Here is a 16,199-nt window from a genome sequence, read left to right on the forward strand (position 1 = left end):
CCCCCGGCAGGTGGGCCGCTACCGGCTCACCGCCCGGCTCGGCGAGGGCGGGATGGGGACGGTCTACCTGGGGCTCTCGCCCGGTCAGCGGCGCGTGGCGGTGAAGGTCGTACGGGCCGACCTGACGGCGGATCCCGGGTTCCGCAAGCGGTTCGCGCGGGAGATCGACTCCATGCGCCGGGTGGGCGGCTTCCACACGGCCCAGGTGGTGGACGCGTCTGCCGAAGGAGAGCAGCCGTGGTTGGTGACGGAGTACATTCCGGGCCCGTCCCTGCACACCGTCCTGCAGGAGTACGGACCGCTGCCCGCCCGGACGCTGCGCACCCTGGCGCTGGGGGTGGCCGAGGCGCTGGAGGGGATCCACGCCTGCGGAATCATCCACCGCGATCTGAAACCCGGCAACGTCATCGTCGCGGAGACGGGTGCGCGGGTGATCGACTTCGGAATAGCCCGGGTGGTGGACGCCACCGCCCTGACCCGGGCGGACTTCCTGGTCGGGACCCGGGGCTTCCTCGCCCCCGAACAGCTGACAGGGGCGCCTCTCTCGCCGGCCGTCGACGCGTACGCCTTCGGGATGGTGCTGGCCCACGCGTGCGGGGCCGCGCCCTTCGCCGCGGGAGCGGAACCGGAGGCGGCCCTGCGGCAGTTGCCGGCGGACCTGTCGGCGATCCTGACCGACTGCCTCTCCCTCGACCCGGCCGCCCGACCGACGCCGACGCAGATCCTGGAACGCCTCGGCGGCGGGGCCGGGAAGCCGGCCGGTGACTGGCTGCCCCCGACCGTACGGACGATGGTGGACCTGCACAACATGCCGACCGCCGAGGCGAACTGAGAGGACCTCAGACCTCCATGACGATCTTCCCCGCGGTGCGCCCGGCCTGACTGAGCTCGAAGGCCGCCGCGAGCTGAGACAGCGGGAAGGTCTTGGCGACGGTGACGGTGAGCCGGCCGCTGTCGGCGAGCCGGCCCAGTTCGGCCAGGCCCTCGGCATCGGGGCGGACCCACATCCACTGGCCGCCCGCCCCGAGCACGGTGTGGTCGGCGATGGAGGCGTGCCGGCCGCCGGCGGCCAGGACCGCCCGAGTGACGTCGAGGACGCCCCCGACGAAGTCCGCGGCGACGGTGATCCCGTCGGGGGCGAGCGCCCGCACCCGGTCGATCAGGCCTTCCCCGTACTCGACGGGCTCACAGCCCAGCGCGCGCAGCCGGTCGTGGTTGCGCGGCGAGGCGGTGCCGATGACCCGGGCGCCGAGCGCACGGGCGATCTGCACGCCGAAGGACCCGACGCCTCCCGCGGCGCCGTGGATGAGGACGGTGTCGTCCTTGCCGGTGGCGAGCCGGGTGAGCAGCTGGTACGCGGTGAGCCCGGCCAGCGGCAGCCCGGCCGCCTCCTGCCAGTTGAGCGAGGCGGGCTTGGCCGCGGCGGCCCGTACCGGCACGCTGACGAATTCGGCGAAGGTCCCGCCGTGCACGTAGTCCTTGCGGGCGTAGGCCATGACCTCGTCGCCGACCGAGAACTCGGGCACGTCGATGCCGACCCGCTCGACCGTGCCGGCGACGTCCCAGCCGGGGACGACCGGGTACACGACGTCCATGAGGCCGTCGAGCCCGCCCGCCATGATCTTCCAGTCGACGGGGTTGACCGAGGCGCACTTGACCCGGACGAGGATCTCGCCCGGGGCGAGCTTGGGCATCGGCAGCCGGGTCTCGATGAGCACCTCCGTCCCGCCGTACGTCTCGTACGCCATCGCCCGCATGGTGTCCTCGGACATCTACCCGACCTCTCCGTGAGCCGTGTGCGTGAGCTGGTGGAAGCAGCGCCCCTCCATCCCATCACGAAAGGCCGGGCCCGCCCCGAGAGGCGGGGCGGGCCCGGCGCGGCGCGGCGGCCCGGCGGGGCTGAGCGGGGCGCGGCTCCCGGGCATCCGGGCCCGCGCGCCGAGCCCCTACGTGGCGGTGTCCGCGGTCACGGTCACGGTCGCGGTCACGTGCTCGGCGAGGGCGTCCAGGAAGGCCGTGGTGAGCGGGTCGGGGTGCGGCCTCGTGTAGGCGGCCAGCATCCGGAGCACCGGCGGTTCGGGGCGCAGCACCCGACCCGCGAAACCGGGCGGCAGGACGCTCTCGGGAACCAGGGCCGGGCCGAGCCCGGCGGCCGCCAACAGCGGTGCCGCCGCGGTCTGTTCGGTCCGTACGGCGGCGCGTGGCCGGAAGCCGGCCGCCGCGCAGGCCTGGTCCACCACCTCGGCCAGGCCGTTGCCGGGGGCGTAGTGCACCCATGAGCGGTCCGCCAGATCCGCGAGGCGCACCCTCTCCGGCGCCGGATCGCCGAGGGGTACGGCCACCACGAACTCCTCCGGCCCCAACTCCCGTACGGGGCCGTCCCATGCGCGGGGTTGCGGGCCGACGGCCAGGTCGGCCCGGCCCGCGGCCATGGCGGCGAGCAGCGCGTCGGTGTGAGGGAACTCCATGAGCCGGATGCGCACCTGCGGATGCCGCTCGTGCCAGGCGCGCAGCACGGGAAGCAGGATCCCGAGGGTGATCGAGTAGACGGCGGCCACCTGGATCTCGCCGCCGTCGAGGCCGACGGCGCGCCGGGCGGCGGTACGGGCCCGTTCGGCGTCGGCGAGCGCGGCGCGTGCGTGCGGCAGCATCGCACGGCCCATCGGGGTCAGCCGGACCGCGCGCGGGAGCCGTTCCAGCAGCGGGCCGCCCGCGTCCCGCTCCAGCGCGCGGACCTGGTGGGACAGGGCGGGCTGGGAGACGTGCAGCAGCTCGGCGGCCCGGGTGAACGACCCGGAGTCGACGACGGTGACCAGGTACTCGAACTGCCGCAGGGTCGTCATGAGCAAATGTTATGGCAGCGGTAGAAACCAAGTCTTGGACGTATGGGCTCCGGCCGATGGAGAGTCGTGCACAGCGGCCCCGCCGGCCCGGTTGCGGACCGCGGCACCCAACGGCAGTCCAGGCCGCAGGACACAGGACACAGGACACAGGTAATTCCATGACCACTGCTCTCTTCCAGGACTCCCTCGACGGCAAGCGGATCGTCGTCGTCGGCGCCGGCTCGCACATCGGGCGCGCACTGGCCCGGACGGCCTCGGCGGCCGGCGCCGAGCTGATCCTCGCCGGACCCGACGCGGACAGACTGGCGGCGACCGCGAGCACCCTGCCCCGACCGGCCCGCATCCAGCCGACCGACCTCACCGACGAGGACTCCATACGCGCCCTCGCCGAAGCCGCGGGCTCCGTCGACCACCTCGTCTCGACGGCCGCCGTCCCCGCCAACGGGCCCGTACACGACCTCGTGCTCGCCGACGTCCACAAGGCGTTCGCCGCCAAGGTGTTCGGCCCGCTGCTGCTCGCCAAGCACCTGGCGGGGCGGATGAACGAGGGCGGCTCCCTCACCTTCTTCTCCGGCGTCGCGGCCTGGCGGCCCGCGCCGGAGCGGGTGGTCATGGCCACCACCAACGGCGCCCTGTCCTTCCTGGTGGAGGCGCTCGCCGTCGAGCTGGCGCCCCTGCGGGTCAACGCGGTCTCCCCCGGCATCGTCGACTCCGGGGCCTGGGACCGGCTCGGCCAGGACAAGGAGGCGTTCCTGCGCGGCGTCGCCGGCCGCAACCCCGCCCGCAGGACCGGCACTCCCGACGACGTGGTGCGCTCGGTGCTGTACGCGATGGGCAATCCGTTCGTCACCGGCACCGTGCTGCACGTGGACGGCGGGGCCCGCCTCGTCTGACACCCCGGCCCGCTCCCCGGCGAGACGGACGGGGCCGGTTCCGGGCCGTTGATCACCGATCGGTAGGCTCGTTCCGCAACACGACGCGAAGGGGAGCCTCAGTGGCGCGAGTTGCAGTGATCGGTGGAGGTGTCAGCGGGCTGGGGACGGCCCTCATGCTGGGACGGCGGGGCCACGCGGTCACGTTGTTCGAGCAGGACGCACGGCAGGCCGGAGAGGATCCGGACCGGGACTTCTTCCACTGGGACAGGCCCCGGATCCCACAGGCCGTCCAGCCCCACTCGTTCCTCGCGCCCGTGCGCACCGTGTTGCGCACCGAGACCCCCGACGTCTACGCGGACCTGCTGGCGCGCGGAGCCCGGGAGTACCACGACTTCGACTGGTTCGGTGAGCATCCGCCGTACCGGGCCGGCGATGAGGACCTGGTGACGCTGCGCACCCGCCGCATCGTGCTGGAGGCCGCCCTGACCGCGGCCGTGCGGCGGGAGCGCACCGTCGAGGTGCGGCGAGGCGGCCGGGTGCACGCCCTCGCCATCGAGGAGGGCCGCCCTCCCCGGGTCACCGGCGTGCAGGTGGGTACGCAGACGCACCGGGCGGACCTCGTCGTCGATGCGGCCGGCCGCCGCTCGCCGGTTCCCGCCTGGCTGATCGCGGCCGGCTGCCGCCCGCCCGTGGTCGACAGCCACCGCGCGCGGATCGCCTACCTGTGCCGCTGGTACCGCCTGCGTGCCGACGGCCCGCGTGACCCCGGGCGGGTGAAGACCGGCTCGGCGGCGCCCTTCGCGCTCGCCGGGGTCTTCCCTTCCGATAACGATGTCTTCGCGGTGAACCTGGTGCTCTCCACGGGTGATCCGACCCGCGCGGCGCTCGTCGACCCCGCTGTGTTCGAGGCCGCCGCCCGCCGCTTCCCCGCGACCGCCGCCTGGCTCGGCCTGGCTCCCGAACCCCAGTCTGCCGTCCTGCCGATGGCCGGCCTGGACAACCGCTGGACCGCACTCGCCGACGATGCCGGGCCTGTCGTCACCGGTCTGGTCAACGCCGGTGACAGCCTCATCCACACCAACCCCACCTCGGGTCATGGAGCGGCCCTCGGCCTGCGCGCCGCCCAGTACATCGCCGCCCATGCCGAACGGATCGCCGCGGACCCGGCCGGCTACCACACCTGGACGGCGCAGGCCTTCCGCCCGTGGTTCGACGGGCAGGTGACGGCCGACCGCGCCAACGGGGAACGGCTCGCCGAGGGCGCGCCCCCCTCGGACCGGCGGGCTGCCGCCCTGGCCGCCTGTGCCTTCGACGATCCCGTCGTCATGAGGGCACGAGCCGAGGTACGCCATCTCGTACGGCCGGCCCGCGACGCCTACGGCACCGACGAAGTGGACCGCCGCGTCACCGCCTGGCTGGCCGCCCACCCGGAGTTCTCGCCGGCGCACGACGGCCCGACCCGGGATCAGTGGGACGCACTGATCCCGGGCTGAGCGCTCGCCCGGCACCTCACTCGTACTCCGTGCCGCCCTTGCGGGTGAGGTACGCCGGGCTGACGGCCTTCGCGATGGCGCGACCGCCGACCACCGGGCTGTGGCGTTCCACCGCCGGGCGGATCACGACGCCCTCGCGCAGGTGCTCGGCCCGCCCGGACACCGTCTCCCGGCCACTGGCCAGCTCCAGTACCGCGTCCAGCTCGTACGGGCCCTCGAACAGCCGGGGTACGAGCGGCAGCTCGCCGTCCGCGAACAGCTCCTGCGGGTCCAGCCACCGCACCTGTCCGTCGATCTCCGCAGACACGTCGAAGACGGCATAGCCGGGCCCCGTGGCAGCCGTACGGGCGTCCGTTCCGTACGCGAGGTCCTGGACGCCCGCGCCGTACACCTCGCCGAAGACCCCGACCCGGGTGGCGCCCAGCCGGGCGGCCAGCTTCGCCGCCACCTCCGGTACGCCGTGGCCGCGTACGGCCCGCCAGTACAGGTTGCGGTCCTCCTCCTTGAGCGCCAGCCCCCTGGACCCGAAGCCCTTGGAGGACACCAGCACGCGCCCGCCGTCCGCGACGTACGTCAACAGGCAGGCCGTACCGTGCAGTTTCTCGGTGAGGACGACCGGCTCGCCGGGCTCGAAGATGTCCGGGTAGCGCTGGAGGTTCTCGATGTCCACCCACGGCAGCAGCTCGGGCGCGGCCTCCACTTCGCCGTTCATGGTCGTCGGGACGGGCGGGGCCCATTTGGTGATCCCGAGCAGCTCGGCGAAGTCCGTTCCGTCCTCGGCGGCCCGCGCCAGGTCCACCTCGGCGAGCGCGCGCGGCCGGCACACCAGCCCCTGCGACAGCTCACCGCGCAGCCGGACCGCCTTGACCCGGTCGGCGGCGCTGCCCGCGAGGCGGCCGGTCAGGCCGAGCTCCTCGATCAGGGCGGCGGGCAGCACGGCCTGTTCGGGTATGTAGACGGCGAACTCACCGGTGCGGTAGGCGCCCTTGGCGACGACCGCGCGGTAGAGGCCCACCTGGGCCAGCTCCAGCGCGTCGGCATTCGGATGCTCGTGGACGGTCAGCTCTTCGGCGGTGACCCGCAAGGTCGACATGTGCGCAACTCCTCGGATGTGACGGTGTCGTGTGCGACGGCGTCCACTCTGTGGCCGGGGATTTCCGCTGGTCCAGCCGAAATCGTGGTGTTAGCCTGACCCGCCGCCGGCCGACCCGGCGGCCCGCAGCCGCCTTGCCCCGCCCCAGGAGGTCCCGTGCCGCCCCGTCCCGTCACCGTCGTCACCGGAGGCAGCAGAGGCATCGGCGCCGCGACCTGTGTGCGGCTGGCCTCGGACGGCCATGACGTGGTGCTCGGCTACGTCCGCGACGACGCAGCCGCCGAGGCCGTCGCGGAGCGCGTCCGCGCGGCCGGTGCGCGCTGTGTGACCGTACGGGGCGACACCTCCGAGGAGTGCGCGGTGGAGCGGCTCTTCGACATCGCGGGGGCTGAGTTCGGCGCGGTGACCGGGCTGGTGAACAACGCCGGGGTGACCGGCCCGCTCGGCCGCCTCGCCGACGCCGCCACCGATGATCTGCGGCGCGTGGTCGAGGTCAACCTGCTCGGGTACCTGCTGTGCTGCCGCCGCGCCGCCCGGGACATGGCGCAGGCGGGCGGCGGGGCCATCGTGAACGTCTCCTCGGCGGCCGCCACGCTCGGCAGTCCCGGTGAATACGTGCACTACGCGGCGGCCAAGGCCGCCGTCGACGCCCTGACCGTGGGGCTGTCCAAGGAGCTCGGCCCGGACGGCGTCCGGGTCAACGGGGTGGCACCCGGCATCATCGAGACCGGCATGCACGCCGCGATGGGCGACCCCGGCCGGCCGGCCCGCGCGGCTGCCGGGATCCCGCTCGGGCGGGCCGGGCAGCCCGGGGAGGTCGCCGGGGCCGTCGCGTGGCTGCTGTCCCCGGACGCCTCGTACACGACGGGTGCCGTCCTGCGGGTCTCCGGCGGCCGCTGACCGGCACCCGGCCCACCGACGCGCCGCAGCCCGGCCCGGACGCCCGGCTCCGGCCGCGGCCTCAGCCGCCGAAGGCGGCCTGGGTGGCCGGGCCGTAGACGCCCGGCTGGTCGCCCTTGATGTCCCGGTCGCGCTGGAGCTGCGCGACCCCGCGCTTGGTCTGGCTGTCGTAGACGCCGGTGACCGAGACGTACGTGAACCCCTGCCCGTAGAGCCGCTCCTGGAGGGCGCTCACCTCGGGCCCGCGGTCACCCATCCGCAGCGTCCCGGAGTCCCCCGGCTGTGGACGCCCGGGCTTGGCGCCCGACGGCGTCGGCGCCGGCTTCGAGGTCTGCGCAGCGGACGGCGCGGCCGACGCCGATGCGGTCGCCGAGGGCGTGGAAGACCGCACGGACCGCCCGGGCGAGGGCTCGTCTCCGGCGCCGGGGCTGCGTGCCGGGAGCACCGGAAAGGCCAGATCCGGCGGAGCGGCCCGCTCGGGCTCCGGGTCGGGGCCGCTCAGCAGGAACACCAGCCCGCCGGCCGCGCCCAGGGCGAGCAGGGCGAGGACCGCCGGGGCGCGCCGGCTGCCGCGCTCCCGGCGGGCCGCGCGGCCGCCGCCGGCGGAGGCCGTCGCGGCACCGGGAGCGGCACCGGGAGCGGGCCCGGACGGCTCGGGGTCCCCGTGCGGGGCCTCGGGCGCGTCGAAGGAGACGGGGACGGGTCCGGTGTGCGGCCAGACGGGGGTCATCGAGTGGCTCGGCTCCCCGGAGGGGGCGACGTACGGGCGTACGAACAGGCGGTCCTCGGGGGCGCCGGCTCTTTCATCGGAGTCGTGGGACACGGTTGTCTCCCGGCAGGGGTGGGGGGCCGGCGCGGCGGTGCGGTGTCGGCCCCCCACCCGGCCGGTCAGGCTCTGCGCCGCCGCGCGACCAGGACCGTGCCCGAAGCGGCGCCCGGCACGCGGGCGCCTCCGGTCGTCGTCATGGGGTCAAGCGAGGAGCGGACCGATATGAACATGTGAGACGTCTCCGAAGTGCAGCTCATGCGGTGGTTCTCAAGTGCTTGATCGGCGCACTCTTGCCTCCGGGGATGGTCCGGGTCAAGCCAGGTGTCCGAAATGCGCTGTCCATCCGGTCTAACCGCCGGCCTCGGTAGCCCTCGGCATCCGGACCGTGACCGTGAGAGCGACCGTCACCGCGGCCAGGAGCATCAGCGCGGCCCCCGTGAGCGGGGCCGCACCGGCGCCGATCCCGTCGACCGCGAATCCGCCCGCCATCGCGCCCGCCGCGATGGCCAGGTTGAACATCGCCACCATCAGCGAGGTGGCGGCCTCGGCCGCGCCCGGCGCCGCCTTGATCATCCAGCTCTGGAGGCTCACGGAGACGCCCCCGTAGGCGAGCCCCCAGGCGAGCAGCAGCACGACCCCGGCGGCCGCGCCCGGCAGGGTGGCGATCAGCCCGAGGACCGCGGTCAGCACGATGCTGATCACGAGGACCGCACGGTAGGCATCGCGCGCCCCGGCGAGGAAGTTGCCCGCGACGCCGGCCGCCCCGTAGCCGAGGAGCAGGGTGCTGACGTACGCGGCGTCGATGCCGGACACGTCCCGCAGGACGGGCCGTACGAACGTGTAGGCGGCGAACTGGCCGGTCACCACCAGGAAGGTGACGATCACCCCGGCCCGGACCCCGCGGTTCCCGCGCAGCAGGGCGGGGAGTTCGCGGAAGGTGACGTCCCGGGCGGGAGGCAGCGGGGGCAGCAGCAGGAGCAGGGCTGCCAGCGCGAGGAGGCCGAGGACCCCGACCGCGCCGAAGGCGGCCCGCCAGCCGCCGAGTTCGCCGAGCAGGGTGCCCGCGGGTACGCCCAGCACGGAGGCGGTCGGGACGCCGCCGAAGACGAGCGCGGTGGCCCGGCCGACCTGCCGTTCCGGGACGAGCCGTACGGCGATCCCGCCCGCCAGCGCCCAGAAGCCGCCCACGCCGACCCCGACGAGCAGGCGCGCGGCCAGCAGCACGGGGAAGCCCGGGGCGACGGCGGCGGCCAGGTTCGCGGCCGCCGTCAGGGCGATCAGGACGCACAGCACGAGGCGCCGGTCGAGCCGGCCGGCGCCGACGGCGACGAGCGGGGCGCAGAGTCCGGCGACGAGCCCGGGCACGGTCACCATCAGCCCGGCGGTGCCCTCGGACACCCCGAGGGCGTCCCCGACGGGGGTGAGCAGGCCGACGGGCAGCAGTTCGGAGGTGATCAGGCAGAAGATCGCGAGCGCGACGGCGAGAACGGCCGCCCAGTCCTTCCAGGACGCGCGCTGCACGGCGGGCGGAGACGGTCGAAGAGGGCGAGGTGGGCAGGGAGGGTCCGGAATCGCCGCGGGGTCGCCGGGCGCGTCGGCTGCGGTCATGGATCGGTACTCCGTACGGTCCGTCGGGATGCGAAGGCAGGGCAGCACGGCGCACCGGGGGTCGCGCCTCCCCGGCACTCGTACCGTCGTTCCCGTCCTCCGGCAGACTACGGAAATTCCCGGTCAGGGCAATCGTTTCGGCAGCCCGGTGAGCTGCGACCGCTCCGCGGCCGCGTCACCCGGACGCGTGAGCGGGGGCACCCGGCCGACCGCGCGGTGCGGCATGGTGGTCGGATGCATTTACGCCGGGCCCTGCCCCTGTCCTTGTCTCTCGTCGCGCTGCTCGCGAGCAGCGGCTGCGTCTGCGCCGGCCCGGACGCGGCCCCGGTCCCGGCCCCGCCGCTTGGCAGCCCGGCGCCCTCGGCCGCCGCCCCGGACCTGCCGCCGGCCACCCCGCGGTCCCGGGCCCTGCCGTTGGGGGAGCTCCCGGAGCCGGCCCCGGAACCGGTCGTGGAACCGCCCCCGGAGCGGCCGCCGGCCCGGGCTGCCCGGCCGCGCGCAGCGCACAGCGCGAAACCGCCGACGGCGCCCCGCCGCGGCCGCCCGCCCGAACCCGCGCCGCCGCGCACCCCCCGCCGACCCGCCCCGGCGCTGCGGCCCGACGAGCTGTGTGCGGCGGCCGACGGCGCCACGCCCCCGTCCATCGTGGACCTGTGCATCCGGCAGTATGGCCGCTGACCAGCGGATACCGCTCGGCGGTCGGCGCCTGCCCCGGCAGGGCTTGACCCTCCCCCTGTGTCAGGGCCTGCACTGGAAGGCGTCATGTTCACCATCGGAGACTTCGCCAAGCACGGCCGGGTATCGGTCCGCATGCTGCGTCACTACGACGCCATCGGGCTGCTGCGCCCGGCGCGTGTCGACCCCGCCAGCGGCTACCGCTACTACGAGGCCGAACAGCTCGCCCGCCTCAACCGTGTCATCGCGCTCAAGGACCTCGGCTTCAGTCTGGACCAGGTGGGGTCGATCCTCGACGAGCGGCTGGGCCCGGAGGAGCTGCGCGGCATGCTGCGGCTGCGCCGGGCGGAGCTGGAGTCGGCCATGGCCGCCGCGGCGGCCCGGCTGACCCAGGTCGAGGCGAGGCTCCGGACCATCGAGAGCGAGGGATCCATGTCCACCGTCGACATCGTCGTGAAAAGCCTCCCGCCCGTCCGGCTCGTCGAACTGACCGGGGTCGCGGGGAGCTACCAGCCGCAGGACATCGGGCCGGTCATCGGCCCGCTGTACGACGAGCTCTGCCGCCGGATCGAGGCCGCCGGGGTGGTCCCGACCGGGCCGGGCATCGCGTACTACGAGGACGCCCCGGGGGCGGAATCCGGAGCCGTCCTCGTCCATGCCGGAATGCCGGTCGGGTCCTCGGTGCGCGCCGAGGATCTCGGGGGTGCGGTCCGGGTGGCCGAGCTGCCCGGGGTCGAGCGGGCCGCGACCGTGGTGCACCGGGGCTCGATGGACGGTGTCCTGCCCACGGCCCAGGCCCTCGCGCGGTGGATCGACGCGAACGGCCACCGCTCGGCCGGATACGCGCGTGAGCTGACCCTCGCCTGCCCGGACGACCGGGACCAGTGGGTCACCGAACTCCAGGAGCCGCTCGCCCCGGCCTAGGAGACGCGGCCCGGCTCCGGGCGGACGGGGGCCGCGGGGCGGCGGCGGGCGCGGACGGAGGCACAGCGCCGGGCCGTGCCCCGGCGGGCCGTGCGCAGCCGGCGCATCGTGTCGTGTCCGCGTCGCCGCCACTCGGCCCGGGGCAGGCCCGCCCGCTGGCCGCCGCCGGTGATGAGGGCGTTGACGGGGGTGTGCGGGTCGGCAGCCATGCCCTTGGCCACCAGCACGCCGACCACGAGCGGGACCAGGGCCACGGCCAGGGCGGAGCCGGCCGTGGTCACGTGCTGCATGCGGTGCGGTCGGTGTGCGGTGCGGGCGGCGGCTTCGGGAGTCATGGCCCTATTCGACCAGCGGCGGGTTCTCGGGGAATCGGGGCGGATACTCAGGCCGTTGGGTGTGAGGTACTCAGACCGAGGGAGAGTGGTGGGTGGTGACGGCTCCGGGGCAGGGCTTCGAACCCGCGACCGGCGACGGACCGCAGTCGCCCGCCGCGGCGGTGCGGGAGGCCGAGGTCCGCACCGCGTACGAGGGCCTGTTGCAGATCCGCCGACTGGTGAACGGCCGGGCGGGGACGGCGGTTCCCGCCCCGTGGGAGCTGCGGTCGATGCCGCGCGCGGTGGCCCTCGTACTGGAGGCCGCGGGCATTGCGCCGTCGGCGGTGGACTCGGAGGGCCGCCGTACGCGGACGGGGTACCGGGTGGTGCCCGGCCCGGCGGGGGACGGGCGGGTGGAGGTGACGTGGGTCGGCCCGCCGGGCGGGCGCGCGGCCGAGGCGGAACAGGAGCGGCTGACGGCCTGCGCGGCCGCGCTGGAACCCCTGGGCTGGGTCTGCCTGCTCTACCGGGGCCCGCGTCGGCGCCGGTTCCTGGAGGTGGAACCCCCACGCTGACCGGCCCGGCCCCCGCCGGGGCGGTCACACTCTCCCGATGGGCATGCCCGGCGCAGTGGCGGACCGCATCGGCCGGGGCGAGACGGCGGAGTTCCGGGCGACCGGCGACTCCGCGGCGCCGCTGATCCGCAGCAGGCAGCGGGTACGGGTCGCCCCGGTCGGCCCGGCACTCGTCCGGCCCGGCGACATCGCCCTGGCCCGGGTCGCCGGCACCGAACAGCGCGGCACCTTCGACGCCGCCGGCACCCGGTGCACGTTCGAGGTGGTTCCCGGTTCAGCGACGGGCGAGCCGGCCTGGCTGACGGGCTCGGGCTCGTTCACGTACCGCCATGGCGGTACGTCCGTCCCGTACGACTTCAGCCACACGGTGGCCTGACCGGGGGCGAACGGCAGGGGGCGCGGACCGCAACGGCCGGCGCCCCCCTGTCGAACTCGGCCCGCCGCGGCTACGGCGCGCCGAAGGTCAGCGTCAGCTGCGGTGTCCCTTCGTTCGCGGGGGCCTCGGAGGACCACAGCCACAGCGCGTCCGTGCCGGGGCTGGTCAGCGCGAGGCCGTAGCTCGTGCCGAGTGCGCCCGCGAGGGCGGCCGTGTTCAGCCCGGTGGTGTTCACCGCCGAGCCGTCCGGGACACCGGCGAAACTGCCGAGGGCCGAAGTGCCCGTGGCTGGGCGGTTGTTGTAGGTGGTCCCGGCCTCGGTCCAGGTCCCGGTGACCGGGACCACCGAGACCGTGTCCGCCGTGCCGGCTCCGGTCATCGTGCTGGTCTTGATGCTGAGGGCGGCCGACTTGAGGACGGTGCCCGCGGGTGGGGCGGGCAGGTTGAAGCGCAGGTAGCTCGTGTACAGCGAGGTGCCGCGCACGGCGAGCGAGGACGAGGTCCCGTAATTGCCGTCCGGGGCGCCCGCGTTGGCGTACGTGTCCTCGACGGCCGGGACCTGGACGACGGAGTCGGCCGGGGCGGTGGCCAGGGCGTGGTGGTTCTGCACCTGGGCCGCGCTCAGGACGCTCGGGTAGACGGCGGTCTCGTCGAGCTGCCCTGCCCAGAACTCGCTGGTCGGGCGGTCGGGCCAGCCGCCGAGGCTGTCGCCGCCGGTGTGCCAGTAGCCGGCGTAGTTCTCGTGCGTGGTGACGTTGAGGGTGCCCTTCTGGGCGCCGTCGACGTAGAGGACCATGCCGCCCGGACCCTGGGTGGCGACGGCATGGTGCCACTTGTCGTCGTTGTACGCGGCGCTCGTGGTGATCGTGCGGGTGGCCCCGGTGTAGACGCCGAAGACGAGGCGCCCGTCATTGGTCATGTAGAGGTGCTTGTCGTACTGGTTGCTGCCGCGCACCTGGTTGTTGCCGAAGCCGACGAGCTTGCCGCCCCGGGTCGTGTTCGTCCTGAACCAGGTCTCGATGCTGTAGCTGCCGCCGATCGTCTGGCGGAGGTCCCCGTAGACCCGGGTGTCCGTGCCGTTGAAGCCGATCGCCGTGCTCGCGCCCGACACCGCGCCGGGCGTCTGGCGCAGGGCCGGAGCGCCCAGGTGCACGCCGTTCTGGTTGCCTCCGTCGGAGGAGTCGGCGACGTTGGGCAGGGCCGACTCGTCGTAGCGCCAGAACAGCCGGGCGCCGTCCGCCCGGACCTGGCTCGGGTAGGCGTCGGCCGACATCGGGACCGTCACGCTCGCGGCCGCCGACAGGGCGCTGGCGTTGCCGGCCGCGTCGGTGGCCGTCACCCGGTACGTGTACGACTGGCCCGCGGTGACGGTGGTGTCGGTCCAGGAGGCCTGCGGGCGCTTGAAGAACAGCGAGTCGGCCGTGACCGTGGCGATCGGCGCGGCCGCGCCGTTGCGGTAGACCCGGTACGTCAGCGCGCTGTCGTCCAGGTCGAGACTGGTGCGCCAGCGTACCTGCACCTCGCCGGGCTTGAAGCTCGCCGCGGTCGCGACGGGCACGGTGGGCGCGCCGGTGTCGCCGGTGGACGCGAACCGGGTCAGGCTCTGCTGCGCGGAGCCGTTGACCGTGGTGAACTCGCCGCCGACCCACAGGTACTGGACGCCGCCCTTGGAGCCGACCGCCATCACCCGCGGGCCGATGCCCTCGCCGATGCCGTCGTTGGTGTCGGGGGCCCAGCCCAGCTTGCCGACGCTGGTGGTCGGCTGTGCGAGCAGGTGGTGGCGCTGCCCGTCCGGGTACTCGCCCACGCTGGAGCAGTCGTGCGCGTGCGAGGCGCTGTACAGCACGTTCTGGTACGGGAGCACGGCCTGGGTGGCGCCGAGGCAGGTGTCGCGCCAGCGCTGGCCCCAGTCACTCAGGTTGAGCGCGATCCGGCCGTCGAAGACGCCGCCGCCGGTGCCTTCGTTGGCGGTGTAGAAGCCGGTCGCGTCCGTCGCGATGTCCTTGACGACGGAGTTGGTCTCGATGAATCCGGGGTACGCCTTGGTGAGCGCGCCGCTGGTGGCGTCGACGACGGCGAGGGCGTGCGTGTCCGTGCCGTTGACGGTGAAGAAGTCGCCACCGAGGACGACATGGTCGCCGTCGGGGGTGACCTCGACGGCGCGGCCCGGCTCGTCGGCGTCGGCCCTGAAGGGCCGCAGCGCGCCGTCGGTCGCGTCGACGGCGGCGAAGCGCTCGCGCTGCTGCCCGGCGACGGTGAGGAAGTCGCCGCCCGCGTAGACGGTGTCGTTCGTGACGGCGAGGGCCCGCACGGTGGCCGCGAAGGCGGGACGGAAGGAGGCCTTGACGGTGCAGGTCGCCACGTCGACGGCGGCGAGGCTGGAGACCGGGGTGCCGTTCACGGCGCCGAAGTAGCCGCCCGCATACAGGGTCTTCTTGTCCGGGGAGAGGGTGAGGGCGCGGACGGTGGCGGTGCCGCCGCCGACCGTGAAGGACAGCCTGCAGGAAGTCGGGGCGCCGGTCGCGGCGTCCAGCGCGGCGAAGTTCACCGCGGACTGCTCGGTGCCGCCGGCACCGTCGGGAGGCCGGACGGCGGAGAAGGTGCCCCCGACGAACACCGTGCCGCCCGCCTCGGCGAGTGCCCAGACCACGCCGTTGGGCTGCCAGGTGGACAACGCGTCGGCGGTGAAGGCCACGGGCGGGGTGATGGCCGCCGCCTGCGGGACGAAGCCGAGGCCTATGCCCGCGCCGGTCCAGGCCAAGGACAGGGCGAGAGCGGCGGCCGGCCCTCTGGTTCTACGCATGAGCCCCCCAGTTCGGTGTCACTGTGCGGTGATGGCCGAAAACAGGCGTACAGCTGTTCGCGACCGTGCCTACGGGCGCACCCTAGGCCCGTTTGCGTACCCGTTCACCGCACTTGACGCATCAGATGCCAAATTTCACCGGGCCGGGGCCGCCTCGGGGGCACCCGGGGACACCTATCCTCCCTTCATGATCACTACCAGCGCATCCGCCGAACCGATCGAACTCGTCATATTCGACTGCGACGGGGTCCTCGTCGACACCGAACGCATCGCGGCCCGCGTGAACGTCGCCCTCGGCGCGGAACTCGGCTGGCCGCTCACCGAGGACGAGGCGATCAGCCTGTTCATCGGCCGCTCCAGCGCCTCGAACCGGGAGCTGGTCGCCGACCGGCTCGGCGCGCAGGCGGCCCGGGAGTGGGAGGAGCGCTTCGCCCTCATGCACGCGGAGGCGGTGGACGCCGGGCTCACCCCGGTCGACGGCCTGCCGGAGGCGCTCGACGCGATCACCCTGCCGACCTGCGTCGCCTCCAGCGGGTCCCACGAGAAGATGCGGCACACCCTCGGCCGCACCGGCCTCTACGAGCGTTTCGCGGGACGCATCCACAGCGCCACCGAGGTCTCCCGCGGCAAGCCCGCCCCGGACCTCTTCCTGTACGCCGCGCAGCGCATGGGCGTCGCCCCGTCGGCCTGCGCGGTGGTCGAGGACAGCCGCCCGGGCGTCGAGGCGGCCCGCGCGGCGGGCATGCGCTCCTTCGGCTACGCGGGCGGCCTGACCCCGGCGTCCCACCTCGCCGGCCCGGGCACGGTGCTCTTCACCGACATGCGCGACCTGCCGGGCCTGCTCGGCGGAGCCGTTGTCAATGGCGGTCGCTGACGTCGTGAAGGACTGACCGGACGACCGGTCCCCGGGTAGCTCGGTGACGGGCTGTCCGGGTCGTCCGGCGTCCGGGT

The 16,199-nt window shown here is 74.4% G+C and carries 15 protein-coding genes and 1 pseudogene; 9 read left to right on the forward strand and 7 right to left on the reverse strand.

Annotated elements, in window-relative coordinates; translation table 11 throughout:
- Window positions 1-79: 79 nt before the first annotated feature.
- Window positions 80-832: pseudogene (locus ABTY04_RS23840) on the forward strand (serine/threonine-protein kinase); the annotation flags it as partial.
- Between the two features lie 7 nt (window positions 833-839).
- Here ABTY04_RS23840 and ABTY04_RS23845 read toward each other — a convergent pair.
- Both ABTY04_RS23845 and ABTY04_RS23850 read right to left on the reverse strand, forming a co-directional pair.
- Window positions 840-1,757 (reverse strand): NADP-dependent oxidoreductase, encoded by a 918-nt coding sequence (locus tag ABTY04_RS23845; RefSeq protein WP_352215457.1) that lies wholly within the window; start codon window positions 1,755-1,757, stop codon window positions 840-842.
- Window positions 1,758-1,946: 189 nt separating this feature from the next.
- Window positions 1,947-2,843 carry a LysR family transcriptional regulator gene (locus tag ABTY04_RS23850; protein WP_352215393.1) on the reverse strand — a complete coding sequence of 299 codons (897 nt, stop codon included), beginning with the start codon at window positions 2,841-2,843 and terminating at the stop codon, window positions 1,947-1,949.
- 158 nt (window positions 2,844-3,001) lie between these two features.
- On the opposite strand from ABTY04_RS23850, the gene ABTY04_RS23855 reads away from it, so the two are divergent.
- Complete coding sequence (locus ABTY04_RS23855; protein WP_352215394.1) at window positions 3,002-3,736, forward strand: SDR family oxidoreductase; 735 nt, start codon at window positions 3,002-3,004, stop codon at window positions 3,734-3,736.
- Between the two features lie 101 nt (window positions 3,737-3,837).
- The gene (locus ABTY04_RS23860) at window positions 3,838-5,211 is read left to right on the forward strand and encodes an FAD-dependent oxidoreductase (RefSeq protein WP_352215395.1); all 1,374 of its coding nucleotides are present in this window, start codon (window positions 3,838-3,840) and stop codon (window positions 5,209-5,211) included.
- A 16-nt stretch (window positions 5,212-5,227) separates the two neighbouring features.
- Here ABTY04_RS23860 and ABTY04_RS23865 read toward each other — a convergent pair whose 3' ends face one another.
- A complete protein-coding gene (locus ABTY04_RS23865) occupies window positions 5,228-6,304 on the reverse strand; it encodes an RNA ligase (ATP) (RefSeq protein ID WP_352215396.1) in 1,077 nt (358 codons plus the stop codon).
- Between the two features lie 156 nt (window positions 6,305-6,460).
- Here ABTY04_RS23865 and ABTY04_RS23870 point away from each other — a divergent pair, with 156 nt between their 5' ends.
- Window positions 6,461-7,204, forward strand: coding sequence for an SDR family oxidoreductase (locus tag ABTY04_RS23870; RefSeq protein WP_352215397.1), 744 nt, complete (start codon window positions 6,461-6,463; stop codon window positions 7,202-7,204).
- Window positions 7,205-7,265: 61 nt separating this feature from the next.
- Here the strand turns inward: ABTY04_RS23870 and ABTY04_RS23875 are convergent, their stop codons facing one another.
- Window positions 7,266-8,027, reverse strand: coding sequence for a peptidoglycan-binding domain-containing protein (locus ABTY04_RS23875; protein ID WP_352215398.1), 762 nt, complete (start codon window positions 8,025-8,027; stop codon window positions 7,266-7,268).
- Window positions 8,028-8,321: 294 nt separating this feature from the next.
- Window positions 8,322-9,494: an MFS transporter gene (locus tag ABTY04_RS23880; RefSeq protein WP_352215399.1), complete on the reverse strand. Its 1,173-nt coding sequence runs from the start codon at window positions 9,492-9,494 to the stop codon at window positions 8,322-8,324.
- 321 nt (window positions 9,495-9,815) lie between these two features.
- Here ABTY04_RS23880 and ABTY04_RS23885 point away from each other — a divergent pair, with 321 nt between their 5' ends.
- Complete coding sequence (locus tag ABTY04_RS23885; protein WP_352215400.1) at window positions 9,816-10,259, forward strand: hypothetical protein; 444 nt, start codon at window positions 9,816-9,818, stop codon at window positions 10,257-10,259.
- 84 nt (window positions 10,260-10,343) lie between these two features.
- Window positions 10,344-11,180, forward strand: coding sequence for a MerR family transcriptional regulator (locus ABTY04_RS23890; protein ID WP_352215401.1), 837 nt, complete (start codon window positions 10,344-10,346; stop codon window positions 11,178-11,180).
- Here the strand turns inward: ABTY04_RS23890 and ABTY04_RS23895 are convergent.
- Complete coding sequence (locus ABTY04_RS23895; RefSeq protein WP_352215402.1) at window positions 11,177-11,515, reverse strand: hypothetical protein; 339 nt, start codon at window positions 11,513-11,515, stop codon at window positions 11,177-11,179. The two genes, ABTY04_RS23890 and ABTY04_RS23895, sit on opposite strands and share 4 nt — an antisense overlap.
- Before the next feature lie 92 nt (window positions 11,516-11,607).
- Between ABTY04_RS23895 and ABTY04_RS23900 the strand changes: the two genes are divergently transcribed.
- Both ABTY04_RS23900 and ABTY04_RS23905 read left to right on the forward strand, forming a co-directional pair.
- Entirely contained in the window at window positions 11,608-12,069 is a 462-nt protein-coding gene (locus tag ABTY04_RS23900; RefSeq protein WP_502996707.1) for a hypothetical protein, read from the forward strand.
- Between the two features lie 37 nt (window positions 12,070-12,106).
- Entirely contained in the window at window positions 12,107-12,445 is a 339-nt protein-coding gene (locus ABTY04_RS23905) for a DUF3224 domain-containing protein (protein ID WP_352215403.1), read from the forward strand.
- Window positions 12,446-12,515: 70 nt separating this feature from the next.
- On the opposite strand, the gene ABTY04_RS23910 is transcribed toward ABTY04_RS23905, so the two are convergent.
- The gene (locus ABTY04_RS23910) at window positions 12,516-15,248 is read right to left on the reverse strand and encodes a DNRLRE domain-containing protein (RefSeq protein WP_352215404.1); all 2,733 of its coding nucleotides are present in this window, start codon (window positions 15,246-15,248) and stop codon (window positions 12,516-12,518) included.
- 187 nt (window positions 15,249-15,435) lie between these two features.
- Between ABTY04_RS23910 and ABTY04_RS23915 the strand changes: the two genes are divergently transcribed.
- Entirely contained in the window at window positions 15,436-16,122 is a 687-nt protein-coding gene (locus ABTY04_RS23915; RefSeq protein ID WP_352215405.1) for an HAD family hydrolase, read from the forward strand.
- Window positions 16,123-16,199 lie beyond the last annotated feature (77 nt).

This window comes from Streptomyces sp. NPDC097981 (assembly GCF_040302565.1).
Classification (GTDB): domain Bacteria; phylum Actinomycetota; class Actinomycetes; order Streptomycetales; family Streptomycetaceae; genus Streptomyces.

Excerpts from the sequence above, each read along its gene's own strand:
- ABTY04_RS23845 (WP_352215457.1), bottom strand. The coding sequence starts at position 1,757 with ATGCGGGCGATGGCGTACGAGACGTACGGCGGGACGGAGGTGCTCATC.
- ABTY04_RS23850 (WP_352215393.1), bottom strand. The coding sequence starts at position 2,843 with ATGACGACCCTGCGGCAGTTCGAGTACCTGGTCACCGTCGTCGACTCC.
- ABTY04_RS23855 (WP_352215394.1), top strand. The coding sequence starts at position 3,002 with ATGACCACTGCTCTCTTCCAGGACTCCCTCGACGGCAAGCGGATCGTC.
- ABTY04_RS23865 (WP_352215396.1), bottom strand. The coding sequence starts at position 6,304 with ATGTCGACCTTGCGGGTCACCGCCGAAGAGCTGACCGTCCACGAGCAT.
- ABTY04_RS23885 (WP_352215400.1), top strand. The coding sequence starts at position 9,816 with ATGCATTTACGCCGGGCCCTGCCCCTGTCCTTGTCTCTCGTCGCGCTG.
- ABTY04_RS23890 (WP_352215401.1), top strand. The coding sequence starts at position 10,344 with ATGTTCACCATCGGAGACTTCGCCAAGCACGGCCGGGTATCGGTCCGC.
- ABTY04_RS23895 (WP_352215402.1), bottom strand. The coding sequence starts at position 11,515 with ATGACTCCCGAAGCCGCCGCCCGCACCGCACACCGACCGCACCGCATG.
- ABTY04_RS23905 (WP_352215403.1), top strand. The coding sequence starts at position 12,107 with ATGGGCATGCCCGGCGCAGTGGCGGACCGCATCGGCCGGGGCGAGACG.
- ABTY04_RS23910 (WP_352215404.1), bottom strand. The coding sequence starts at position 15,248 with ATGCGTAGAACCAGAGGGCCGGCCGCCGCTCTCGCCCTGTCCTTGGCC.
- ABTY04_RS23915 (WP_352215405.1), top strand. The coding sequence starts at position 15,436 with ATGATCACTACCAGCGCATCCGCCGAACCGATCGAACTCGTCATATTC.